Below are 23,032 nucleotides of genomic sequence, written 5' to 3' on the forward strand. Positions count from 1 at the left end.
CGCCACGCCCACGCCCGAGCCGAACGCGGAGCCCAACCGGAGCCTCCCGATGCCGCCCGACCCTGCTGGTCCCGCGCCCTCCGATTCCGCTGACGCCGGCGAAGTCCCCCTGCGCCTGAGCGTGCACAAGTTCGGCGGAAGCAGCCTGGCCACGGCCGCCCACATGGGCAGGCTCGGCGCACTCGTGGACGACGGTGCCCGCACCCGCGTGGTCGTGGTGTCGGCCATGCAGGGGACCACCGACGCCCTGGTCGCGATGGCCGGGGACGCCCGCAACGGCGGCGATCCCGGACCCGCACAGACCAGGCTTCGCGAACGCCACCTCGAGGCCGCGGACGCCATTGACGCCCGGGCGCGCCACGGCCTGCGCGCGGCGGTCGAAGCCGACTTTTCGATCCTCGCCCACGATCTGCGCGCCATCGCCCGCGGCGACACCGACCTGGAAGACGCGATCGCCCGCGTGCACGGGTTCGGCGAGATCGTGTCTTCGCGCCTGGTGCAGGCCGCGCTGGGCGGCGTGCCTGCGGGCTGGCGTCGATTGGACGCGCGCGAGGTGCTCGTGGTGCACGCGGACGAGATCGGCATGGCGGCCGACCGCCAGGCCAGTCGTGCGCTGCTGGACGCATGGCGCGACCGCCATGGCGAGGGCGACGTGGTGGTGACCGGCTTCATCGCCCGCACGGCGGACGGTCGCGCGACGACGCTGGGCCGCAATGGCAGCGACCATTCTTCCGCGCTCTTCGCCGACCTGTTCGACGCCTCGGCGCTCACCATCTGGACCGACGTCGATGGCGTGCTCTCGGCCGACCCCCGGCTGGTGCCCGACGCCGTGTGCCTGGCCTCGATGTCCTATGCAGAGGCCAACGAACTGGCGTACTTCGGCGCCAAGGTGCTGCATCCGCGCACCCTGGCACCCCTGCAGGCGCGTGGCATCCCGCTGCTGATCCGCAACAGCCTGCGCCCGGATGCCCCGGGCACCCGGGTCGCGGCGTGCTCGCGACCCACGCGCTCACCGGTCAAGGGCCTGAGCCTGGTCGACGGCATGGCGGTGCTGGAGCTGACCGGCAGCGGCATGACCGGCGTCCCGGGCGTGGCCGAACGGCTGTTCGCGGCGCTGCATGCGGCCAGGGTGTCGGTGACGATGATCTCGCAGGGATCATCCGAGCACTCGATCTGCTGCGTGGTGAAGCAGGACCAGGCCGCGCACGGCCGCGAGGCGATTCTGGCCACTTTCGCCGATGCGATCACCAGCGGACAGATCCACGGCGTGCAGGTGACCGATGGACTCTGCGTGCTGGCCGCGGTCGGCGACGGCATGGTCGGCACGCCGGGCGTGGCCGCGCGCCTGTTTGCCGGACTGGCCCAGGCGCGCGTGAACGTGCGCGCGATCGCCCAGGGCGCGAGCGAACGCAACCTGTCGGTCGCGATTGCCGCAGGGGACGCCGAGCGCGGACTGCGCGCTGCGCACGCGGCATTCTGGCTTTCGCCGCAGACGGTCTCCGTCGGCCTCATCGGTCCGGGCCAGGTCGGCCAGGCACTGCTCAGGCAGCTCGCCCAGGTCCTGCCGGGATTGCGCGAGCGTTCGGGCATCGACCTGCGCCTGCGCGCCGTGGCCGGTCGCGGCACGATGGTCCTGGAACCGGGACGGATCGCTCCCGGGGACGTGCCCGACCGCCTGGGATCGGACGCCGCCCCACCGGCCGACCTGGACGCGCTCGCATGCCATGTGCGCGCGGACCACCTGCCGCACGCGATGATCATCGACTGCAGCGCCAGTGATGCGGTCGCCGCGCACTATCGCGACTGGCTCGCGGCCGGCATCCATATCGTCACCCCGAACAAGCACGCCGGCAGCGGCGACTGGCAGCGCTACGCCGCGATCCGGGCCGCACAGCGTGAGGGCGGTGGGCGCTTTCTCTACGAAACCACGGTCGGCGCCGGGCTGCCGGTGATCCAGACCCTGCGCAGCCTGCTCGACACCGGCGACGAGCTGCACGGCATCGACGGCACGCTGTCCGGCACCCTTGCATGGCTGTTCAACCGATACGACGGCAGCCGCCCGTTCTCTACTCTGGTGGCCGAGGCGCGCGAGCTGGGCTACACCGAACCCGATCCCCGGGACGACCTGTCCGGGCTCGACGTGGCCCGCAAGCTGGTGATCCTCGCGCGCGAAGCGGGACGCACGCTGTCGCTGGGCGATGTGGAGGTGGAGAACCTGGTGCCGGCGCCGTTGCGCGCGGTGCCGCTGGGGGAATTCATCGCCCGGCTCGGTGAGATGGACGCGCCGATGGCTTCGCGGCTCGAGGCCGCACGCGCCGAAGGCCGCTCCTTGCGCCACCTCGCCCGGCTCGGACGCGATGGGCGCGCCAGCGTCGGGGTGCTCGCGCTCGCGGCCGACCATCCCTGCTGCCACACCCGCCTGACCGACAACCTGGTCCAGTTCACCACGGCGCGCTATGCCGACAATCCGCTCGTGGTGCAGGGTCCGGGCGCGGGCCCGGAGGTCACCGCGGCGGGCGTGTTCGGCGACGTGCTGGCCGTGGCGCACGCGCTGGGCCAGCAGCCCGGCCTGCCGTTCCTGCGCTACCCGGGGCCGCAGGCGTGAGCGGTGCCGTGCGCGCCTTCGCCCCGGCCAGCGTTGGCAACATCGGCGTCGGCTTCGACCTGCTCGGCCACGTCATCGAGGGCCCGCGCGACGTCGTTGTCGTGCGCCGCATCGATGCGCCGGTGGTGCACATCGATGCGATCCGCGGTGATGCCCCGGGCGTGGACGGGCTGCCGCTGGACGCCGCGCGCAATACCGCCGGCGGCGCCCTGATCTCGCTGTGCAGGTCACTGCGGCTTCGACACGGCTTCGCTCTGGAGCTGGAGAAAGGCATTGCGCTCGGCTCGGGCCTCGGCGGATCCGCCGCCTCGTGCGTGGCCGCGCTGGTCGCCGCCAATGCGCTGCTGGACGCGCCGCTGCCGCGCGAGGCGCTGTATCCGTTCGCGCTCGACGGCGAGTTCGTGGCCAGCGGCAGCCGCCATGGTGACAACGTCGCGCCGATGCTGCTGGGCGGGGTGGTGATGGCCACGCCCGAGCGGATGATCCCGCTGGCGGTCCCCGACTGGCTCCACTGCGTGGTGGTGCACCCCGACCAGGTGCTGGAAACCCGACGCTCGCGCGCGCTGCTGGCCGCGCCCTATCCGCTGCAGCAGGTGGTCGCCCACTGCGCCCACCTGGCCCAGTTCCTCACCGGCCTGCAGCGGGGCGACCCCGACCTGATCCGCGCGGGCCTGCGCGATGTGCTGGTGGAGCCCCGGCGCGCGCCGATGATTCCCGGTTTCGACCGGGTCAAGACCGCGGCGCTCGACCACGGCGCGCTCGGCGCGAGCATCTCCGGCGGCGGACCGAGCGCGTTCGCCTGGTTCGCATCGAAGGCCGGGGCCGAGGCTGCCGCGCCGGCGATGCGCGCCGGCTTCGCCGCGGCCGGTTTCGACGCCCGTGCCTACGTGTCCCCGGTCGCGGCCGCGCGTGCAGAGGTCATCGACAACGCATGAACTTCATCAGCACCCGGGGCGGCACGCCACCGACGCCCATCGACGTCGCGCTGGTCGCCGGGCTGGCCCCCGACGGCGGCCTGTACGTGCCGGAGCGGATTCCCGTGCTCGCCGACCCGCGCCCGGGCGCGCGCCTGGCGGACACCGCGCAGGCGGTGCTCGCGCCCTACTTCGCCGCCTCGTCGCTGCGCGGGCGCCTGGCCGGCATCTGCGCGCAGGCGTTCTCGTTCGACACTCCGCTGCGCCCCCTGGCCGGCGACGGCGACCACCTGCTGGAGCTGTTCCACGGCCCGACCGCCGCGTTCAAGGATTACGCCGCCCGCTTCCTCGCCGGGGCGCTGGCCGCACTGCGCGGCCCCAACGATCCGGACACCACGATCCTGGTCGCCACCTCCGGCGACACCGGCGCGGCGGTGGCGGCCGCGTTCCACCGCAGCCCCGGCTTCCAGGTCGTGATCCTGTATCCGGAAGGCAAGGTGTCTCCGCGCCAGACCCACGGGCTCGAATGCTGGGGCGACAACGTGCGCGCCTACCGGGTCCCCGGCGATTTCGACGACTGCCAGCGACTGGTCAAGCAGGCCCTGTCCGACGATGCGCTGCGCGCGCGGACGGCGCTGGCCTCGGCCAACAGCATCAGCCTGGGCCGGCTGCTGCCGCAGGCGGCGTACTACGTGCACGCCGCCGGCCACCACCACGCCGCCACCGGCGACGTGCTGAACCTGATCGTGCCCACCGGCAACCTCGGCAACGCCTGCGCCGCCCTCGTCGCCCGGCGCATGGGCGCGCCGATCGGCCGGATCCGGCTCGCCTGCAACGCCAACGACACCCTGCCCCGCTACTTCGCCGGCGCCGACTACGCCCCCCGCCCCACCCGCGCCACCCTGGCCAACGCGATGGACGTGGGCGCGCCGAGCAACTTCGAACGCCTGCGCCACTGGCACCGCGACGACGCCGAGCTGCGCACGCAGTTCAGCGCGGTCTCGGTCGACGACGCCACGATCCGCACCGTGATCCGCGCCGCGCCGGCACGGCACGGCATCGTCCCCTGTCCGCACACTGCCACCGGCCTGCACCTGCTCGAGACCCTGCGCGAGGCCGGCACGGACGGGCACTGGGCGGTGGTCGCCACCGCCCATCCGGCCAAGTTCGAGGGCATCGTCGAGCCGCTGGTCGGCCATCCCGTGACGCCGCCACCGGCGCTGGCCGACTGCCTGGCACGCCCGGCGCAGGGGGCGTGGCTGGAGCCTGACTACGCGGCGCTGCGGCACGCGCTGTTGCAACCCGCGCGATGACCGCTGCTGCGGCCACGCGTCAGGCGCACTGCCGCTGGGCGAACTGCGCGACCGGGCCCCGCTCCCGCGCCCCCCCGCGATTCAGCGCAGCGAGGCGTTGATCCGCTCCAACGCCGCCGCACCCGGCGACAGCGCCTCCGCACCCAGGGCGTTCAGCGGCGCCTCCACGGTGCCGAGATGGCCATGCAGGTCCTCAGCGTCCGGATCGACGAACAGCAGGCCGGTCACCACCTCGCCGCGTGCATTGCCCTGGTGGATCAGGTTCAGGGCGGCAATCCGGTCACGGGGATCGTAGCCGGCGTCGAGCTTGTGCAGGCGCAGCGTGCGGCCGTCGTGCTGGGCGACGTCGATGGTCGTGCCGGCGTCGTGCTCCACCTCGATCGCCATCCGCGACGGCATCACGTCCAGGCGGTTGACGGCCTCGTTGTGCTCGCGCACGTAGTCGTAGCTCTTGGTGCTGCCGGCATGGTTGTTGAACGCGACGCAGGGACTGATCACGTCGAGGAAGGCGGCGCCGCGGTGCGACAGCGCGCCCTTGATCAGCGGCACCAGCTGCTGCTTGTCGCCGGAGAACCCGCGGCCGACGTAGCTGGCGCCCAGCTGCAGCGCCATCGTCACCAGGTCGATCGGGCTGTCGGCATTGGCGACGCCGCGCTTGGACACCGAGCCCTGGTCGGCGGTGGCCGAGAACTGGCCCTTGGTCAGTCCGTACACGCCGTTGTTCTCCACGATGTAGGTCATGTCGACGCCGCGCCGGATCGCGTGCACGAACTGGCCGATGCCGATCGACGCCGAGTCGCCGTCACCGGACACACCGAGGTAGGTGAGCGTGCGATTGGCGAGGTTGGCGCCGGTCAGCACCGAAGGCATGCGCCCGTGCACGGTGTTGAAGCCGTGCGACTGGCCGAGGAAGTAGTCCGGGGTCTTGGAGCTGCAGCCGATGCCCGACAGCTTGGCGATGCGGTGCGGCTGGATGTCGAGCTCCCAGCAGGCCTGGATGATCGCCGCCGAGATCGAGTCGTGGCCGCAGCCCGCGCACAGCGTGCTGATCTTGCCCTCGTAGTCGCGGCGGGTGAAGCCGATGGCGTTGCAGGGCAGCGTCGGGTGGTGGAGCCTGGGCTTGGCGAGATACGTCATGCCACCTTCTCCTGCGTCGCGTGCTTGCGCATGTGGGCTTCGATGGCACCGGTGATGAAGCGCGCGGTGATCGGCGTGCCGTCGTAGTGCAGCACCGCCACCAGCTGCGCGGGATCGGTGCCGAAGGCGTCGATCAGCAGCAGGCGCAGCTGCGCGTCGCGGTTCTGTTCGACCACGAACACCTGCGCATGGGTGTCGACGAAGTCCCGCACCGTGTCCGGGAACGGATAGGCGCGCACCCGCAGCGTGTCCAGCGCAACGCCGGCATCGCGCAGCTGCTCCATGGCTTCCTCCATCGCCGGGCTGGTGGAGCCGTAGAAGATCGCGCCATAACGCGCAGGCACCTGCGCCTGCGCCTGCGACACCACCGGCTGCGGTACCAGCGTCTTCGCGGTGTCGAACTTCTGCAGCAGGCGCTGCATGTTGTAGATGTAGTCCGGCCCGCGCTCGGAGTACTGCGCCTGCGGATTGCGCGAGGTGCCGCGGGTGAAATACGCGCCCTTGTCGGGATGCGTACCCGGCCAGGTCCGCCACGGGATGCCGTCGCCGTCGACGTCCTTGTAGCGCGCGAACTCGCGGCCCGAATCCAGCTGTGCCGCCGTCATCACCTTGCCGCGGTCATGCACGCGCGCGTCGTCCCACGCGAACGGCGCGCACAGGCGCTGGTTCATGCCGATGTCGAGGTCGCTCATCACGAACACCGGCGTCTGCAGCCGGTCGGCCAGGTCCAGCGCCGCGGCAGCGAAGTCGAAGCACTCGCGCGGGTCCTCGGGGAACAGCAGCACGTGCTTCGTGTCGCCGTGCGAGGCATGGGCGCAGGCCAGCACGTCGGACTGCTGGGTGCGCGTGGGCATGCCGGTGGACGGCCCGCCGCGCTGCACGTTGAGGATCGTCACCGGGATCTCGGCGAAGTAGGCCAGGCCGATGAACTCGTTCATCAGCGACACGCCCGGGCCGGACGTCGTGGTGAAGGCACGCGCGCCGTTCCAGCCGGCACCGACCACCATGCCGATCGAGGCGATCTCGTCCTCGGCCTGGATCATCGCGTAGCGCGCACGGCCCTCGCCATCGACGCGGTACTTCTGGCAGTACTTCTGGAAACCCTCGGCCAGCGACGACGAAGGCGTGATCGGATACCAGGCGCAGACCGTGGCGCCGCCGTAGACGCAGCCCAGCGCCGCGGCGTCGTTGCCGTCGACGAAGATCCGGTCGCCGACCGCGTCGGCCGGCTGTACGCGCAGGCCGATCGGATGCGGCAGGTGCTCGCGCACCCAGTCGCGGCCCAGGTGCAGCGCTTCGATGTTCGGCGCCAGAAGCTTCGGCTTGGACCGGTACTGCTCGCCGATCAGCGTTTCGATGACCGTCGTGTCGATGTCCAGCAGCGCCGACAGCGCGCCCACGTACATGATGTTCTTGAACAGCTGGCGCTGGCGCGGATCGCTGTAGTGCGTGTTGCAGATCTCGGTCAGCGGCACGCCGATGGCGGTGATGTCGTCGCGGAAGCGCGCCCGCGGCAGCGGCTTGCTGCTGTCGTGGAACAGATAGCCGCCGGGCTCGATCTCGGCGACGTCGGCGTCCCAGGTCTGCGGGTTCATCGCCACCATCATGTCGACGCCGCCGCGCCGGCCCAGCCAGCCGCGCTCGCTGACCCGGACCTCGTACCAGGTCGGCAGCCCCTGGATGTTGGAGGGAAAAATGTTGCGCGGGCCGACCGGTACGCCCATGCGCAGGATCGCCTTGGCGAACAGTTCGTTGGCCGAAGCCGAACCGGACCCGTTGACGTTGGCGAACTTGACCACGAAGTCGTTGACCGCCCGCAGCGGCGCGTGCGCCGGCGTCATGCCACGGCCTCCGTCCTTGCCGGAACAGGCTCGCCGCCGGCGTGCGTCTCGCGCAGCAGGAACTGCTGCATGTCCCAGGCGCCGGTCGGACAGCGCTCGGCGCACAGGCCGCAGTGCAGGCAGACATCCTCGTCCTTGACCATCACCCGCGACGTCTTCAGCGGCCCGGAGACGTACAGCGGCTGGTCGAGGTTGAGCGCCGGCGCAGTCAGCCGCGTGCGCAGCTCGTCCTCTTCGCCGTTGATGGTGAAGGTGATGCAGTCGGTCGGGCAGATGTCGACGCAGGCATCGCACTCGATGCACTTGTCGTCGGTGAACACGGTCTGCACGTCGCAGTTGAGGCAGCGCTGGGTCTCTTTCCACGCGGTCGCGGCGTCGAAACCGAGCTCGACTTCGATGTGCATGCTGTCGAGCTTCTTCGCCGCCTCCGACCACGGCACCGCGAAGCGTTCGTCGGGCGACACCGCGTTGTCGTAGCGCCACTCGTGGATGCCCATCTTCTGCGAAGCCAGGGTGACGCCGGGCGCGGGGCGCTCGCGCGGATCCCCGCCTTCAAGCAGGCGGTCAATCGAGATCGCCGCCGCGTGGCCGTGCGCCACCGCCCAGATGATGTTCTTCGGGCCGAAGGCCGCGTCGCCACCGAACAGCACCCGTGGCAGCGAGGACTGGTGGGTGATCGTGTCGACCACCGGCATGCCCCACTCGTCGAAGTCGATGCCGAGGTCGCGTTCGATCCAGGGAAACGCGTTCTCCTGCCCGACGGCGATCAGCACCTCGTCGCAGGGAATCACCTCGTCCGGCTCCCCGGTCGGCACCAGCCGGCGACGGCCGCGCTCGTCGTATTCGGCGCGCACGCGCTCGAAGCGCATGCCGGTCAGCCGGCCACTGGCGTGCTCGAAGGCCTTGGGCACGCGGTAGTCCAGGATCGGGATGCCCTCGTGCATCGCGTCTTCCTTCTCCCAGGGGCTGGCCTTCATCTCGTCGAAGCCCGAGCGCACCACCACCGTCACCTCGTCACCGCCCAGCCGCCGCGCCGAGCGGCAGCAGTCCATGGCGGTGTTGCCGCCGCCCAGCACCAGCACGCGACGACCGACGCGGGTGACGTGGCCGAAGTACACGTTGGCCAGCCAGTCGAGGCCGACGCGGATGCTGTCGGCGCACTCCTTCCGGCCCGGCAGGTCCAGGTCGCGCCCGCGCGGCGCGCCGCTGCCGACGAAGACAGCGTCGTAGCCCTGCGTGAGCAGGTCGCGCATCGAATCAATGCGCCGGCCACCAACGAACCCCACGCCCATGTCGAGGATGTAGTCCGTCTCCTCGTCGATTACCTCCTCCGGCAGGCGGAAGCGCGGCACCTGGGTGCGCATGAAGCCGCCCGCCTTCGGATCGGCTTCGAACACCGTGATGTCGTAGCCCAAGGGCGCGAGATCACGGGCGACCGTCAGCGATGAAGGTCCGGCACCGACGCAGGCGATGCGGCGCCCGTTGCGCTGCGCCACCGGTCGGGGCATGCGACCGCTGACATCACCCTTGTGGTCGGCGGCCACGCGCTTCAGGCGGCAGATCGCCACCGGCTGCGGCTTGTCGCGCATCGACGACGGACCGTTGTTCTCTTCGACCCGCCCACGACGGCAGGCGGGTTCGCAGGGACGGTCGCAGGTGCGGCCGAGGATCCCCGGGAACACGTTGCTCACCCAGTTGACCATGTACGCGTCGGCGAACCGGCCGGCGGCGATCAGGCGGATGTATTCCGGAACCGGCGTGTGCGCGGGGCAGGCCCACTGGCAATCGACGACCTTGTGGAAGGTGTCGGGATCGCGGATATCGGTCGGCTTCACTGCGCCCCCCGTGGCTGGCTGGCCGGAGGCTCCGGCCATCGCTCGCGGCCACAGTCTAGGCGCAAGCGCGGGCCCCGCTTGCGGCGGCGCAGCACACCCTCGCAAGCCACCCATGAATGGATGCGCGGAGCCTGTCCGAAACCGGGACTGCCGGATGGGGCGCCGGATGGGACAATCACCGCATGCCCCTGCACCCGCTACAGGCCCGCGCCTTCGCCCCCGCAAGCGTGGGCAACATCGGCGTCGGCTTCGACCTGCTCGGCCACGTGATCGAAGGGCCGCGCGATGTCGCCACCGTGCACCTGATCGACGAACCCGTCGTACGCGTGGACGCCGTGCGCGGCCGCGTGCGCGGAATCGAGGGCATCCCCCTGGAGCCGGCCGCCAATACGGCCGGACGCGCACTGATGTCGCTGCGCGAAGCGCTGGAGCTTCCCCACGGCTTCGCGATCGAACTCGACAAGGGCATCCCGCTGGGTTCTGGCCTCGGCGGCTCGGCGGCCTCCTGCGTAGCAGCCCTCGTCGCGGCCAACGCCCTGCTGGACGCGCCGCTGTCGCGCAAAGCGCTCTACCCCTTCGCACTGGAAGGCGAATGGGCCTCGACCCACAGCCGCCAAGGCGACAACGTCGGCCCGATGCTGGTCGGCGGCGTCGCACTGGCCACGCAGACCCGGCTGCTGCGATTGGACGTACCCGACTGGCTGCACTGCGTGGCGGTGCAACCCGACCTGGTGCTTGAGACACGGCACGCCCGCGCCGTACTGGCCGAACCGTACCCACTGCCGCAGGTCGTGGCGCATTCCACCCACCTGGCCCTGTTCCTCACCGGACTCGCGCGCGCCGACGCCGCACTGATCGCCCAAGGCCTGCGCGACGTCCTGGTCGAACCCAGGCGCGCCTCCCTGATCCCCGGCTTCGCCGCCGTGAAGCAGGCGGCGCTGGACCACGGCGCACTTGGCGCCTCCATCTCCGGCGGCGGTCCCAGTTGCTTCGCCTGGTTCGCATCCCGCGCCGAAGCCGAGGCGGCTGCGCCCGCGATGGTCGCCGGCTTCATCGCCTCCGGCTACGCCGCGCAGGCCCACGTGTCACCCGTCGCCGGCCCGCGCGCAGAGCTGGTCGAGGTGGATTGAATCCAGGCTGGCGGGGGCGAGGAGCAAGGCAAGGGCGCGAGCGAAGGCGAAAAGGGGAGCAAGCACCCTCAGTGCAGCCGGCTCTGCTTTTCCCCACGGCCTGCGGTGAGGCGCCGCGAGGCGGGTTGGGGGGTACGCAGTGGGCATAAAGGCCCGCGAAGCGGGACAGCCCACGGAGTACCCACCAACCTGCCGTACCGCGCGCCTCCGGCGAAAGATCCCGGCCAGACCGGATCGCAGCTATAGCTGCTCCTACAGGGGGCCTTGGTTGGCAGGAATCGGCTCGTCGCGACGCACCCGGAACCACGCCGCGTACAGCGCCGGCACGAACAGCAGCGTCAACACCGTGGCGACCGTCAGCCCACCCATGATCGCCACCGCCATCGGCCCGAAGAACACACTGCGCGACAGCGGCACCATCGCCAGGATCGCCGCCAGCGCCGTCAGCACGATCGGCCGGAAACGACGCACCGTGGCATCGACCACCGCATCCCAGCGCGCATGCCCGGCATCGATGTCCTGCTGGATCTGGTCGACCAGGATGATCGAATTGCGCATCACCATCCCCGCCAGCGCAATCGTGCCCAGCAGCGCGACGAAGCCAAACGGCACCCGGAACACCAGCAGGAACAGCACCGCACCGATCAGCCCCAAGGGCGCCGTCGCGAACACCAGCGCACTGCGCGAAAAGCTCCGCAACTGCAGCATCAAGAGCGTCCACACCGCGAACAGGAACAGCGGCATCCCGGCCTTGATCGAATCCTGCCCACGCGCGGAATCCTCCATCGTGCCGCCGGTCTCGAGCAGGTAGCCCGGCGGCAGCACCGCGCGGATTCCCGCGAGCGTCGGCAGGATCTCCGCCACCACGCTTGCCGGCATCGCGTCGCCGCGGACATCGGCGCGCACGGTCACCGTCGGCAGGCGGTCGCGATGCCAGATGATGCCGTCCTCGAAGGCGTATTCCAGACGCGCCACCTGCGCCAGCGGCACCGGCTTGTCGTCGGCACCGTGCACGACCAGGCTGCCCAGTTCGGCCAGCCCCGTGCGCTCGTCCAGCGGACCGCGCATCAGCACCTCGATCAGCTCGTTGCCCTCGCGGTACACGCTCACCGCCTGCCCCGACAGCGACGCCGACAGGAAGCGCGCCAGCTGCTGCGAGTCAACGCCCAGCACCCGCGCGCGCTCCTGGTCGATCACCAGGCGCACAACCTTGCTCGGCTCGTCCCAGTCGAGGTTGACGTTGGCGACGTGCGGATTCGCGCGCACCTGGTCCGCAACGTCGCGCGCGATCGCACGCGCCTGGTCGGCATGCTCGCCCGAGACGCGGAACTGCACCGGATAGCCCACCGGCGGCCCGTTCTCGAGCCGCGTGACGCGCAGTTGCAGCTCCGGGAACAGCGGCGCCACGTCGTCGATCAGCCAGTCGCGCAGCACCTCGCGGGCCTCGACGTCGCGCGCCAGCACCACGAACTGCGCGAGGTTGGTCTGTGGCAGCTGCTGGTCCAGCGGCAGGTAGAAGCGCGGCGAACCGCTGCCGACGTAGGCGACGTGGTTGTCGATCCCGGGCCGGTCGGCCAGGAGCGCCTCCAGCCGCATGGCGGCATCGGAGGTCGCACGCAACGAGCTGCCTTCGGCGAGCTCGAGATCGACCATCAGCTCCAGGCGCTGCGAGTCGGGGAAGAACTGCTGCGGCACGAAGCGGAAGGCGAGCAGCGACAGTGCCAGCAGGCCGACGGTCACGATGATCACCAGCCAACGATGCACCAGGCACCAGTCGAGCACGCGCCGCAGGCGACGATAGAACGGCCGCTGGTAGGGATCGTGGTCATGCACACGCAGCTCCGGCGGCGCCAGCACGAATGCGTACTGCGGCCAGCGATCCACAAGCCGCAGGCGCCAGGCGCGATGGCGCGCGGCAAGCGAGCCCGGACGCGGCGGCGTCGGCTTGGCAAAGTCCGGCAGCATCCTGTCGCCCAGCCACGGAATAAAGAGCACCGCCGCCACCCACGACACCACCAGCGCGATCGTCACCACCTGGAACAGCGAGCGCGTGTATTCGCCCACCGACGATGCCGCGGTCGCAATGGGCAGGAAGCCGGCGGCGGTCACCAGCGTGCCGGTGAGCATCGGGAAGGCCGTGTGCGACCAGGCGTAGCTGGCCGCAGTCAGGCGGTCGTCGCCCTGCTCCATGCGTATGGCCATCATCTCGACCGCGATGATCGCGTCGTCCACCAGCAGGCCCAGCGCCAGCACCAGCGCGCCCAGTGACACCTTGTGCAGGCCGATGCCGAACCAGTGCATCGCGGCAAAGGTCATCGCCAGCACCAGCGGGATCGACACCGCCACCACCAGGCCGGTGCGCAGGCCGAGCGAGAAGAAACAGACCAGGAGCACGATCACCACCGCCTCGGCCAGCACCTTCACGAACTCGCCCACCGATTCGCGCACGGCCGCGGGCTGGTCGGAGACTTTGCGCAGCTCGAGCCCTATCGGGAGCGTGGCCTGCAGCCGGGCGGCCTCGGCTGCCAGCGTGTCGCCCAGGGCGAGGATGTCGCCGCCGTCGCGCAGCGCCACACCGATGCCGATCGCGTCCTCGCCCATGAAGCGCATGCGCGGCGCCGCCGGATCGGCATGGCCACGGCGCACTTCGGCGATGTCGCCCAGGCGCAGGGTGCGGTCGCCGGTACGCACCGGCAGCGCGCCGATGTCGTCGATCGAGCGGAAGGCGCCGTCCACGCGCAGCTGCACGCGGTCGGTCGCGGTTTCCACGAAGCCCGCCGGCGCGACCGCGTTCTGCTGCGCCAGCGCCTGCTGCAGCGCCGCCATCGGCACGCCGAGGTTCGCCAGGCGCGCGTTGCTGGCCTCCACCCAGACCTTCTCGTCCTGCAGGCCGATCAGCTCGACCTTGCCGACGTCGGGCAGCCGCTGCAGCTCCAGTTCGATGCGCTCGGCATAGTCCTCGAGCACGGCGTAGTCGAAGCCCTCGCCGGTGAGCGCGTAGATGTTGCCGAAGGTGTCGCCGAACTCATCGTTGAAGAACGGACCGATCACCTCCGCCGGCAGGGTCGCGCGGATGTCACCGACCTTCTTGCGCACCTGGTACCAGAGCTCCGGCACGTCGCGCTGCGGCAGCGAGTCGGTCGCCATGAAGATCACCTGCGACTCGCCGGGCCGCGAGTAGGAGCGGATCATCTCGTAGCGGCCGGTCTCCATCAGCGCGCGCTCGACGCGGTCGGTGACCTGGCGCGCGACCTGGTCGGCGGTGGCGCCCGGCCACATCGTGCGCACCACCATCGCCTTGAAGGTGAAGGGCGGATCCTCCGACTGCCCCAGCTGCTTGTACGACCAGGCACCGACCAGGGCCGACACCAGCATCACGTACAGCACCAGCGCGCGGTTGCGCAGCGCCCATTCGGACAGGTTGAAGCGGGAAGGCGCGCTCATGGATCAGGGCCGGGGGGCGTCCGGTGCCACCGGCCGGTTGTCGCGATCGACTGCAGCCACGCCCTGGCCGTCCTGCAGCAGGTGCCCGCCCGCAACCACGATCCAGTCGTCGGCGTCGATTCCCGCCGTCACCGGCACGCGCTCGGCGCCGAAGTCCCCGGCCTCGATCGCCACCGCGCGCACGCGGCCCTGGTCGAACACCCAGACCGACGCCGCGCCGTCATCGCCCCGCTGTACCGCGGACAGCGGCACCGACAGCGCAGGGCCCTCGCGCGCGGCGATCACCTTCGCGCTTTGTCCCAGCGCGACGCGCGCGCCCTCGGCGGCGTCGAGCGCCACGCGCGCGGCGTAGGTGCGCGTGTCCGGGTCCGCGGATGGCGAGATCTCGCGGAAGCGCCCCTGCAAGCGGTCACCGGGCGCGTTCCACAGCTCCACCTCGACCACCTGGCCCACGGCGTACTCCGCAAGCGCGGATTCCGGCAGCGCGATCGCCACCTCGCGGCCGTCGTCGCCGGCCAGGGTGAACACCGCCTGCCCGGCCGCCACCACCTGCCCGGCTTCGGCCTGGCGACTGGCGATGACGCCGTCGGACGGCGCGCGCAGTTCGGCGTAGCCGGCCTGGTTGCGCGCGACCTCGACCTGGGCACGGGCGGCGCGGACCTCGCCGTCGGCGGCACGCCACGCGGCCTCCTGGGCATCGAGCGTGGAACGGCTGACGAGTTGGCCTTCGGCCAGCGCCGCGTAGCGGGCGCGGTCGGCGGCCGCGCGCGTGAGCTGCGCCTCCGCGGCCGACAGCCGCGCCTCGGCGGCGCGGGCCTGGGCGTCGAAATCGCCGGGATCGATCACTGCCAGCAGTGCGCCCTGCGTGACGCGGTCGCCGACGTCGACCTCGCGCCGCATCAGCTTGCCGCTGACGCGGAACGCCAGCGGACGTTCCTCGCGGGCGCGGATCTCGCCCGGGAAGCTGTGGGCGGCGCCGGAGCCCGGCTGCGGCTGTGCGACCAGGACCGGGCGCGCGGGCACGCGATCGGGTGCTCCGCTGCCACACGCGGAAAGGGCCAACACGAGTACCACGCTTGCGATCCAGAGGTTCCCGCGCGAGCCTGCCATGGTGCTGCTCCTGAGCTGTGGGCTGCGGCCCGGTACGGAGCAGCGAATGCTATATTTACCAAACTCTACGGTCTAGTATTTGCCGATGTCCATGCCTCCCGACAGCCAGCCGGCATCGCGACCGGCACCAGGCCGCCCCAAGGACCTCGCGAAGCGCGCTTCCATCCTCGAAGCCGCCGCATGCATGTTCCTGGAGCACGGCTTCGAGGGCGTGAGCATGGATCAGATCGCCGCGCGTGCCTGCGTCTCCAAGCTCACCGTCTACAGCCACTTCGGCGACAAGGAAGCGCTTTTCATCGCGGCGGTGGAGCATTACTGCCAGCAGCAGGTGCCACCGACGCTGTTCACCCCGGCCTCGGGCCAGCCCCTGCGGCCGCGCCTGGCCGGCATCGCGCGGGCGGTGTATGCGCTGATGGTGTCCCCCGAAGCGATGTCGGGCTTCCGACTGATGTGCGCGCCCACGCGCCTGGGCTCGGCGCTGCCGGAACTGTTCTGGAACGCCGGCGCGGGACATCTGCAGGCCGGTTTCGCGGCGCTGCTTGCGCGGCGCACCGCCGCCGGCGAGCTGGCGGTCGACGACACGGCACGCGCGGCGAGCCAGTTCTTCGCCCTGCTCCGCGGCGACGTCCACCCACGCTTGCTGATGGGTGTCGACGTGCCGCCCGACTTCGACGTCGACGCCCATGTCGAAGCCACGGTGGATCTTTTCCTCGGCGCCTACGCCGTCCGCCCGCGGCCCTGAACCGGCCGCCGACCGGCCCGGTGACTTCCGGCACTCAAGCCGTTCCGCGCCCGCGGCGATGCTGTCACGGCCAAACCCGCCAATTCACCGTAAAATGGCCGGTCCACCCGATCAGCCAGGCCCCGACACCATGACCCTCGATTTCGCCAAAGCCCGTGAAGCCATGGTCGAGCAGCAGATCCGCCCCTGGGAGGTGCTGGATGTCCGCGTGCTCAACGTGCTCCTCCGGATGCCGCGCGAGGCCTATGCGCCCGACGCGCACCGCGCGCTGGCCTATGCCGACGTCGCGCTGCCGCTGGCCCATGGCGAATCGATGATGAAGCCGGTGCTCGAAGGCCGTGCCATGCAGGCACTGGCGCTCGGAGGCTCCGAGGACGTGCTCGAAATCGGCACCGGCAGCGGCTTCCTGGCCGCTTGCCTGGGCCGCCTTGCGCGTTCGGTGACCACCATCGAGCGCCACGCCGACCTCGCGGCCGGCGCGCAGGCCACGCTGCTGGCGCAGGGCGCCACCAACGTGTCGGTCGAGCACGCCGATGCCTTCGCCTGGGGACCGGGTCGCCAGTTCGACGCCATCTGCGTCACCGCCGCGGTGGATGCCGTGCCGGAGCGTTTCCTCGGCTGGCTGCGTCCGGGTGGCCGCATGTTCATCGTGCGCGGCCGCGCACCGGCGATGGAGGCGGTGCTGGTGCACGCCGACGTCAACGGCCCGCGCATTGAATCGTTGTTCGAAACCGAACTCGCCTACCTGGCGGGCGCGGCGCCGGTCCCGGCATTCGCGTTCTGATCGCCCCGCCCCTACAAGGACTCCCCCTGATGATCCGTCGCCCCCTCGCCCTCGCACTCCTCCTCGCCCTCGTGCCCGCCGCGGCATCGGCCGAAGACCTGCTGCAGACCTACGAGCTGGCGCGCAGCAGCGATCCGCTGCTGGCGATCTCGGAGAGCAACCGCGACATCAGCCGCGAGGGCCGCGTCCAGGCCCGCGCCGTGCTGCTGCCGCAGATCAACGGCAGCGCATCGCTGAGCCGCAGCTACGAGGCCGGCTTCGACGGCGACGCGCGCAGGCGCAGCGTCGGCGTGGACCTCAGCCAGACGGTATTCGACCTCGGCGCGATCTCCAACCTGCGCGCGCAGCGCGACCTGGACACCGCCGCCGGCTTCGATCTCGACGCCGCCAACCACGAACTGATCACGCGCACCTCGGCCGCCTACTTCAACGTCCTGGTCGCGATCGAGACCCTGGCCGCCTCCGAAGCCGCCGAAGCCGCGCTGCAGAAGCAGTACGACTTCGCGGACAAGCGCCTGGAGGTCGGCCTGGCGCCGATCACCGACGTCCACGAGGCGCGCGCCCAATACGACGCCGCGCGGGCCAACGCCATCCTTGCGCGCAACGCGCTCGAGGACGCCTACCAGGCCTTGGCCGAGATCACCGGCCGCCCGGTGCGCGAGCTCCGCGCGCTGCCCGAGGATTTCCAGCCCGAGGCCCCGGAAGCCGGCGGCCTCGATCGCTGGCTCGCAGCCGCCATGGAGAACAACCCGTCGCTGCGCGCCGCCGAGTACAGCGTCAGCGCCGCTGAGCACGGCGTCACCACCGCCCGCTCCGGCCACCTGCCGCGGCTGACGCTTGGCGCCGGCTACGACAACGGCGCGGCCTGGGGCGACCTCGGCACCGGCGGCGGCGCCGGCACGACCACGGGTGAGGGCCACAGCGTCGGCCTCACCCTGACCGTGCCGATCTTCGCGGGCGGCGCCACCCAGTCGCAGGTCCGCCAGGCGCTGTCGCGCCGCGACATCTCCGAGCAGCAGTTCGAGCAGTCGCGCCGCGCGCTGGACCGCAACACCCGCAACGCCTACCAGACGGTGGTGGCCGGGGTCAGCGAAATCGAAGCACGCCGACAGGCCCTCATTTCGGCACGCAGCGCCCACGAGGCCTCGCAGGTCGGCCTGGAGGTCGGCACCCGCACGGTGGTCGACGTCCTGATCAACCAGCAGAACCTGTTCAACGCGGAGCGCGAGTACGCGCTGGCGCGCTACAACTTCCTGCAGAACCGCCTGCTGCTGGCCCAGGCCGCGGGCACGCTGAGCATCGCCGACGTGCAGGAGATCAACCGCCTGCTCACCGTCGACGCCGCCACGCCGCCGACGCAGCCGGGCACCAGCAGCAACGGCTGAGCACCGCCGCGGTCACGCCGGAGGCAGCTCCGGCGCGATCATCGACAGGGTCCGTGCCAGCGCGCCGCGGCCCTCCTGCACCAGGCGCAGGCCTTCGGCCGACATCGCCGCACGCGCGGCATCGTCGCCCAGCAGTTCGCCCACCGCGTTGCCCACGGCATCGGTATCGACGCCGATGCGCAGCGCGCCGGCTTCGTCCATCCGCCGTGCGATGTCGACGAAGTTGTGCAGGTGCGGGCCGGTCACCACGGGCACGCCCAGGGCCGCGGGTTCGAGCAGGTTGTGCCCACCCACCGCCTGCAGGCTGCCGCCAACGAAGGCGACCTGCACGCAGGCGTAGAAGTGCACCAGCTCGCCCAGGGTATCGATCACGAAGACATCGTCGCCGCCGTCCGGCCAGCGGGTGAGCTTGCGTGTGGCCACGCGCCAGCCGGCTTCGACGCAGGCCTGGGCCACGGGGCGGAAGCGCTCGGGATGGCGCGGTGCCCACAGCAGCAACAGGTCGGGCCAGCGCTCGCGCAGCCGGCGATGGATGGCGATCACCGCGGCCTCTTCCTCGGGATGGGTGCTGGCGGCGATCCACGCCGGGCGCCCGCCGCTGTGCTCCGCGAAGGCAGCCGCGGTACGGCGCGCCGCGTCATCGACGGTGATGTCGAACTTCAGGTTGCCCAGCACCGACACCGCGTCCGGGCTCGCGCCAAGGCGCACGAAGCGCGCGCCATCGGCGTCCGACTGCGCCGCCACGCGCGTGAGCGTGCGCAGCGCGCGGCCGATCAGCGGGCGCAGCGCGCGGTAGCCGCGCAGCGAGCGCTCGGACAGGCGCGCGTTGACCAGGTAGGCGGGGATGCCGTGGTCGCGACAGCAGAACAGCAGGTTGGGCCAGAGCTCCGTCTCGAGCACCAGCGCCAGCCGCGGGCGGAAGTGGTCGAGGAAGCGACGCACGGCACCCGACAGGTCGTAGGGCAGGTAGACATGGTCGACGCGCTCGCCCCAGAGCGCACGCACGCGCGCCGATCCGGTCGGGGTGATGGTGGTGACCAGCAGGCGCAGGTCGGGCCGCTGCTCGAGCAGGGCATTGACCAGCGGCGCGGCGGCATTGACCTCGCCCACCGACACCGCGTGCACCCAGACGCAATCCGCAAGCGGCGGCGCGCGATAGGCCGCGTAGCGCTCGCCCCAGCGTTCGAGGTACTCGGCCTGGCGGAAGCCGCGCCAGATCAGGTGGTACACGGTGACCGGCACCAGCAGGTAGAGCGCCGCCGAATACAGGCCGCGCAGCAGGCGTTCGACGGCGCGGTCACGGGGGGCTGCCTCCATGCCGCAAGGATAGCGAAGCCGCCGTGGCAGCGGGCGCATGCATCGCCCCCACCGTAGAATCCCTGCATGGCCGAACATCCGGAAAAACCGCCGCTGGGACCGCGGCACTGGCCGACCTGGCTGGGAATCGGTGCGATGGCGCTGCTCGCGCGCCTGCCCTGGCCGCTGCAGCGTGCACTGGGGCGCGGCATCGGCGGACTGCTGCGGCGCGTGCTGCCGTCGCGCCAGCGGGTGGCCGCGCGCAACCTGGAGCTTTGCTTCCCCGAACTCGATGCCGCTGCGCGCGAAGCGCTGCTGCGCCGCCACTTCGCATCCATCGGCATCGGCCTGTTCGAGTTCGCCCGCGCATGGTGGGGTTCAGTGGCACCGCTGCGCCGCGGCCTCGTGGTCGAGGGCCTGGAGCACATGCACGCCGCGCGCGCAGATGGCCGCGGCGTGATCGTGGTCAGCGGCCACTTCACCACGCTGGAGGTCTGCGGACGCCTGATGTGCGATTACGCGCCGCTGGCCGGGATGTACCGGCCACATGCGCAGCCGGCGATGGAATGGGCGGTGCGCCGTGGACGCATGCGTTACGCCGCGGCGATGTTCCCCAAGCAGGACCTGCGCGGCACCGTGCGCCATCTCAAGCGTGGCGGCCTGCTCTGGTACGCACCCGACCAGGACCCGAGCCGCGGTGAAAGCGTGTACGTGCCCTTCTTCGGCCAGCCCGCGCACAGCCTGACCTCGACCCACCAGCTCGCGCGCATGTCTGGCGCGGCGGTGCTCTTCTTCCAGCACGCGCGGCGCGAGGATGGCGGTTACACCCTGCGCCTTTTCCCGGCGAGCGCGGACTACCCCTCGCGCGATGCGACCGCGGACACCGCCGAGGTGATGGCCGCGATCGAAACCATGGCGCGTGCGGCACCGGAGCAGTACCTGTGGATCCACCGCCGCTTCAAGCGGCAGCCCGACGGCAGCTCGGCCTACTGAGGCGAGGGCATCGGCGGAGCCGGTTGGGCGGGGACAGTGTCCGCGGGCCCCTGGCCCGCGCGCGCCAGCAGGCTGCCGGCGTAGAGCGCGGCCAGCATCAGGGTCAACGCGCCCCAGAAGGTCGAATAGAAGGCCAGATGGGTGTTGAGCGGGAACACCGTCACCAACAGCGCCAGCATCGCCGGCCGTGCCCGTTCGCGCGCCGCTGCGCTCGCGTAGCGCCAGGCGCGCAGCGCGAGTGCCGCGCCGGCCAGCCACAGCAGCAGGCCGAGGATGCCGGTTTCGCTCAGCACCTCGAGCACGATCTGGTGCGCGTGCAGCGCCGGTCCTTCGCCCCAGGCGGCCACCGCGCCGTCTTCCGGATCGCAGGCCGGGAAGGCCTCGCGGAAGCCGCGCACGCCGACGCCGTTCACCGGGTGCTCGCGCGCCATGCACAGCGCCGCGCCCCAGATCCGCGCGCGTCCGGACAGCGCGGCATCGACACCCGTTTCGTCGGCCTGCAGGGCATGCGTGGTCCGCTCCAGGCGTCCGCGCACCTCGGGTGATGCCAGGCCGATCGCCACCAGCAGCGCCACCCCGGCGGCGAACACCAGCAGCAGCCGCCTCCAGCCGAGCAGCCGCCAGCCCGACAGCAGCAGCACCAGGGCATATGTCAGCCAGGACGCGCGCGAGCCGGCGAACACGACCACCACGCCGATCGCCGCGGCCGCGAGCACCCAGCCGGCCGTATGCCAGCGCCGTCCCGCCGCGTAGAGGGCGAACGGCGACAGGCTGGCCAGCACCAGGCCGAGCTTGAGGTTGCAGGGACCGAGCACGCCGCCCAGGCGGTCGGCCGCGGCCAGTTCGTCGAGGTTGCACATCGGCCGGCCGCTGATCGCCTGCTTGGCGACATCGATGCCCCAGAACAGCGGGCTGGTATCGAAGGCCACCTCGACCAGCGCGTCGAGCGTCCAGACGGCAGCGATCACCGCCAGTCCGGTGAAGGTCAGGCGCCGGCCGCGGTCGTCGGCGACCGCGATCGCCACCAGCCACAGGAAGGGCAGGTAGCGCAGGTCGGCCGCGGCTTCGCGCAGCGCGCGCCCGGCATCGACCGAGCCCACCGTCGACAGCAGCTCCGGCAGCCAGTAGGCGAAGAACAGCACGCTGGTCAATGCCCACGCCGGACCGCTGAGCAGCTGCGCGCCGCCGCGGAAGCGCGTGGCCATCAGTTTGATGAGGGCCGCCAGCGCGCCAAGCACCATGACGCCCTCGGCATAGCCCGGGGCCGGCCACAGCGCGACGAAGGCCAGCACCCAGTGCGGCGCCCAGCGCCAGCCGGGCGCAGCCGCGTGCGGCGCCGGCGGTGCGATGTCAGCGGAGTTCGTCATAGACCGAAAGCGTGGCGTCCTGCATGGACCGGAGCAGATAGCGGGCTGGAACCATCGCGGGAATCGTAGCCGGAAGCGATCCGTCGCGCGCGAGCAGTGCCTGTGCACGGGCGCGCAACGTGGCGGCGTCGAACGCGGGCACGGCCCCCCCAGGCTGCAGTTCGTGCAGCAGTTCGCCGACGCCGCCGTGGTCCCAGCCGAGCACCGGGCGCCCGACGGACAGGGCTTCGATCACGGTGCGGCCGAAGGCCTCGGGCTTGCGCGAGAGCTGCAGCACCAGGTCGCAGGCGGCATACGCGGCGGCGATGGCGGACGTGGGTGGCGTGATCGCCACGGCGTCGGCGATGCCCAGCGCCACGGCGCGCGATTCGAGCTCGGCGACGTAGGCCGCGCGCGCGGGATCACGCGCGCCCGGCATCCACAGGCGTGCGTCGCAACCGTCGGCGCGCAGCGTGGCCAGCAGGTCGAGCGCATCGGCGTGCCCCTTCAGGCGGGTGCCGCGTCCGGGCAGCAGCAGGAGCGGACCGTCGCCGCCCAGGCATGGCTCTGCAGCCGCCGCAGCCGCGCGGGCGGCGCGGCCAGGCAGCGGCTCACGCGGGAATTCAGCGGGATCGATGCCGCGCGGGATCACCCTGAGGCGGCCGGACGCGGTCCGCGGATAGTGGCGCAGCACGTGTCCGCGGACGGTGTCGGACACGCAGATCACCCGCTCGCCGCGGGCCATGACCTGGCTGTAGCGCGAGGGCGAGTTGAGACCGTGCACCGTGGTGACGAACCGCGGACGCGCATCGGCGGGCAGGCCGCGCAGCGCACGCCAGCCGATCCAGGCCGGCAACCGCGAGCGCGCGTGCACGATGTCCACGCCCTGCTCGACCAGCAGCCGCCGCAGCGGACCCACCAGGCGCAGGGTCGCCAGTGACTTGCGGCCGATGTCGAGTTCGACGTGCTCCGCGCCGGCAGCGCGCAGCGCCGGCAGCAGGCGTCCACCGGCGGACACCACCAGCGCGCGGTGGCCAGCCGCGACCAGGGCTGCGGCGACTTCCAGCGTGGAACGTTCGACGCCGCCCGACTCCAGCGCCGGGAGCAGCTGCAGGACGGTCAGCGGCCGGAGCATGCGCCGGCGGCGGGCCGAGCCG

The 23,032-nt window shown here is 71.6% G+C and carries 16 protein-coding genes; 8 read left to right on the forward strand and 8 right to left on the reverse strand.

The window, feature by feature from the left end:
* Positions 1-49: 49 nt before the first annotated feature.
* From thrA to thrC, 3 genes are read left to right on the forward strand one after another with little or no spacing between them, the layout of a single operon-like run.
* Positions 50-2,605 carry a bifunctional aspartate kinase/homoserine dehydrogenase I gene (thrA, locus tag ACW5F0_RS06570; RefSeq protein WP_456964919.1) on the forward strand — a complete coding sequence of 852 codons (2,556 nt, stop codon included), beginning with the start codon at positions 50-52 and terminating at the stop codon, positions 2,603-2,605.
* Positions 2,602-3,540 (forward strand): homoserine kinase, encoded by a 939-nt coding sequence (locus ACW5F0_RS06575; RefSeq protein WP_456964918.1) that lies wholly within the window; start codon positions 2,602-2,604, stop codon positions 3,538-3,540. The genes thrA and ACW5F0_RS06575 overlap by 4 nt, the downstream gene beginning before the upstream one ends.
* Positions 3,537-4,832, forward strand: a complete 1,296-nt coding sequence (gene thrC / locus ACW5F0_RS06580) for a threonine synthase (protein ID WP_456999323.1) — start codon at positions 3,537-3,539, stop codon at positions 4,830-4,832. Before ACW5F0_RS06575 ends, thrC begins: the two co-directional genes overlap by 4 nt.
* A gap of 81 nt (positions 4,833-4,913) precedes the next feature.
* Here the strand turns inward: thrC and ACW5F0_RS06585 are convergent, their stop codons facing one another.
* From ACW5F0_RS06585 to ACW5F0_RS06595, 3 genes are read right to left on the reverse strand one after another with little or no spacing between them, the layout of a single operon-like run.
* Positions 4,914-5,969 (reverse strand): 2-oxoacid:ferredoxin oxidoreductase subunit beta, encoded by a 1,056-nt coding sequence (locus ACW5F0_RS06585; protein WP_456964916.1) that lies wholly within the window; start codon positions 5,967-5,969, stop codon positions 4,914-4,916.
* Positions 5,966-7,810 (reverse strand): 2-oxoacid:acceptor oxidoreductase subunit alpha, encoded by a 1,845-nt coding sequence (locus ACW5F0_RS06590; RefSeq protein WP_456999324.1) that lies wholly within the window; start codon positions 7,808-7,810, stop codon positions 5,966-5,968. Before ACW5F0_RS06590 ends, ACW5F0_RS06585 begins: the two co-directional genes overlap by 4 nt.
* Positions 7,807-9,645, reverse strand: coding sequence for an FAD-dependent oxidoreductase (locus tag ACW5F0_RS06595; RefSeq protein ID WP_456999325.1), 1,839 nt, complete (start codon positions 9,643-9,645; stop codon positions 7,807-7,809). The genes ACW5F0_RS06590 and ACW5F0_RS06595 overlap by 4 nt, the downstream gene beginning before the upstream one ends.
* A 182-nt stretch (positions 9,646-9,827) precedes the next feature.
* Between ACW5F0_RS06595 and ACW5F0_RS06600 the strand changes: the two genes are divergently transcribed.
* On the forward strand, positions 9,828-10,775 hold the full coding sequence (locus ACW5F0_RS06600; RefSeq protein ID WP_456999326.1) for a homoserine kinase: 948 nt from the start codon (positions 9,828-9,830) through the stop codon (positions 10,773-10,775).
* Positions 10,776-11,027: 252 nt separating this feature from the next.
* Here the strand turns inward: ACW5F0_RS06600 and ACW5F0_RS06605 are convergent, their stop codons facing one another.
* Both ACW5F0_RS06605 and ACW5F0_RS06610 read right to left on the reverse strand, forming a co-directional pair.
* Positions 11,028-14,219 carry an efflux RND transporter permease subunit gene (locus ACW5F0_RS06605; protein ID WP_456999327.1) on the reverse strand — a complete coding sequence of 1,064 codons (3,192 nt, stop codon included), beginning with the start codon at positions 14,217-14,219 and terminating at the stop codon, positions 11,028-11,030.
* Positions 14,220-14,222: 3 nt separating this feature from the next.
* On the reverse strand, positions 14,223-15,329 hold the full coding sequence (locus ACW5F0_RS06610; protein WP_456999328.1) for an efflux RND transporter periplasmic adaptor subunit: 1,107 nt from the start codon (positions 15,327-15,329) through the stop codon (positions 14,223-14,225).
* Between the two features lie 85 nt (positions 15,330-15,414).
* On the opposite strand from ACW5F0_RS06610, the gene ACW5F0_RS06615 reads away from it, so the two are divergent.
* The 3 genes from ACW5F0_RS06615 (at position 15,415) to ACW5F0_RS06625 (ending at position 18,240) form a co-directional block, all read left to right on the forward strand.
* Positions 15,415-16,071 (forward strand): TetR/AcrR family transcriptional regulator, encoded by a 657-nt coding sequence (locus ACW5F0_RS06615; protein WP_456964910.1) that lies wholly within the window; start codon positions 15,415-15,417, stop codon positions 16,069-16,071.
* 130 nt (positions 16,072-16,201) lie between these two features.
* Positions 16,202-16,855, forward strand: a complete 654-nt coding sequence (locus tag ACW5F0_RS06620; protein ID WP_456999329.1) for a protein-L-isoaspartate O-methyltransferase family protein — start codon at positions 16,202-16,204, stop codon at positions 16,853-16,855.
* 29 nt (positions 16,856-16,884) lie between these two features.
* Positions 16,885-18,240: a TolC family outer membrane protein gene (locus tag ACW5F0_RS06625; RefSeq protein ID WP_456999330.1), complete on the forward strand. Its 1,356-nt coding sequence runs from the start codon at positions 16,885-16,887 to the stop codon at positions 18,238-18,240.
* Between the two features lie 12 nt (positions 18,241-18,252).
* On the opposite strand, the gene waaA is transcribed toward ACW5F0_RS06625, so the two are convergent.
* Complete coding sequence (waaA, locus tag ACW5F0_RS06630) at positions 18,253-19,557, reverse strand: lipid IV(A) 3-deoxy-D-manno-octulosonic acid transferase (protein WP_456964907.1); 1,305 nt, start codon at positions 19,555-19,557, stop codon at positions 18,253-18,255.
* 66 nt (positions 19,558-19,623) lie between these two features.
* Here waaA and lpxL point away from each other — a divergent pair, with 66 nt between their 5' ends.
* On the forward strand, positions 19,624-20,529 hold the full coding sequence (lpxL, locus tag ACW5F0_RS06635; RefSeq protein WP_456999331.1) for an LpxL/LpxP family Kdo(2)-lipid IV(A) lauroyl/palmitoleoyl acyltransferase: 906 nt from the start codon (positions 19,624-19,626) through the stop codon (positions 20,527-20,529).
* Here the strand turns inward: lpxL and ACW5F0_RS06640 are convergent.
* Both ACW5F0_RS06640 and ACW5F0_RS06645 read right to left on the reverse strand, forming a co-directional pair.
* Positions 20,523-21,896 carry an O-antigen ligase family protein gene (locus ACW5F0_RS06640; protein ID WP_456999332.1) on the reverse strand — a complete coding sequence of 458 codons (1,374 nt, stop codon included), beginning with the start codon at positions 21,894-21,896 and terminating at the stop codon, positions 20,523-20,525. The genes lpxL and ACW5F0_RS06640 overlap by 7 nt on opposite strands.
* Positions 21,880-23,010: a glycosyltransferase gene (locus ACW5F0_RS06645; RefSeq protein ID WP_456999334.1), complete on the reverse strand. Its 1,131-nt coding sequence runs from the start codon at positions 23,008-23,010 to the stop codon at positions 21,880-21,882. The genes ACW5F0_RS06640 and ACW5F0_RS06645 overlap by 17 nt, the downstream gene beginning before the upstream one ends.
* Between the last annotated feature and the right edge of the window lie 22 nt (positions 23,011-23,032).

The organism is Luteimonas sp. A534 (genome assembly GCF_054072805.1).

Excerpts from the sequence above, each read along its gene's own strand:
- thrA (WP_456964919.1), top strand. The coding sequence starts at position 50 with ATGCCGCCCGACCCTGCTGGTCCCGCGCCCTCCGATTCCGCTGACGCC.
- thrC (WP_456999323.1), top strand. The coding sequence starts at position 3,537 with ATGAACTTCATCAGCACCCGGGGCGGCACGCCACCGACGCCCATCGAC.
- ACW5F0_RS06585 (WP_456964916.1), bottom strand. The coding sequence starts at position 5,969 with ATGACGTATCTCGCCAAGCCCAGGCTCCACCACCCGACGCTGCCCTGC.
- ACW5F0_RS06590 (WP_456999324.1), bottom strand. The coding sequence starts at position 7,810 with ATGACGCCGGCGCACGCGCCGCTGCGGGCGGTCAACGACTTCGTGGTC.
- ACW5F0_RS06600 (WP_456999326.1), top strand. The coding sequence starts at position 9,828 with ATGCCCCTGCACCCGCTACAGGCCCGCGCCTTCGCCCCCGCAAGCGTG.
- ACW5F0_RS06605 (WP_456999327.1), bottom strand. The coding sequence starts at position 14,219 with ATGAGCGCGCCTTCCCGCTTCAACCTGTCCGAATGGGCGCTGCGCAAC.
- ACW5F0_RS06610 (WP_456999328.1), bottom strand. The coding sequence starts at position 15,329 with ATGGCAGGCTCGCGCGGGAACCTCTGGATCGCAAGCGTGGTACTCGTG.
- ACW5F0_RS06615 (WP_456964910.1), top strand. The coding sequence starts at position 15,415 with ATGTCCATGCCTCCCGACAGCCAGCCGGCATCGCGACCGGCACCAGGC.
- ACW5F0_RS06620 (WP_456999329.1), top strand. The coding sequence starts at position 16,202 with ATGACCCTCGATTTCGCCAAAGCCCGTGAAGCCATGGTCGAGCAGCAG.
- ACW5F0_RS06625 (WP_456999330.1), top strand. The coding sequence starts at position 16,885 with ATGATCCGTCGCCCCCTCGCCCTCGCACTCCTCCTCGCCCTCGTGCCC.
- waaA (WP_456964907.1), bottom strand. The coding sequence starts at position 19,557 with ATGGAGGCAGCCCCCCGTGACCGCGCCGTCGAACGCCTGCTGCGCGGC.
- lpxL (WP_456999331.1), top strand. The coding sequence starts at position 19,624 with ATGGCCGAACATCCGGAAAAACCGCCGCTGGGACCGCGGCACTGGCCG.
- ACW5F0_RS06640 (WP_456999332.1), bottom strand. The coding sequence starts at position 21,896 with ATGACGAACTCCGCTGACATCGCACCGCCGGCGCCGCACGCGGCTGCG.
- ACW5F0_RS06645 (WP_456999334.1), bottom strand. The coding sequence starts at position 23,010 with ATGCTCCGGCCGCTGACCGTCCTGCAGCTGCTCCCGGCGCTGGAGTCG.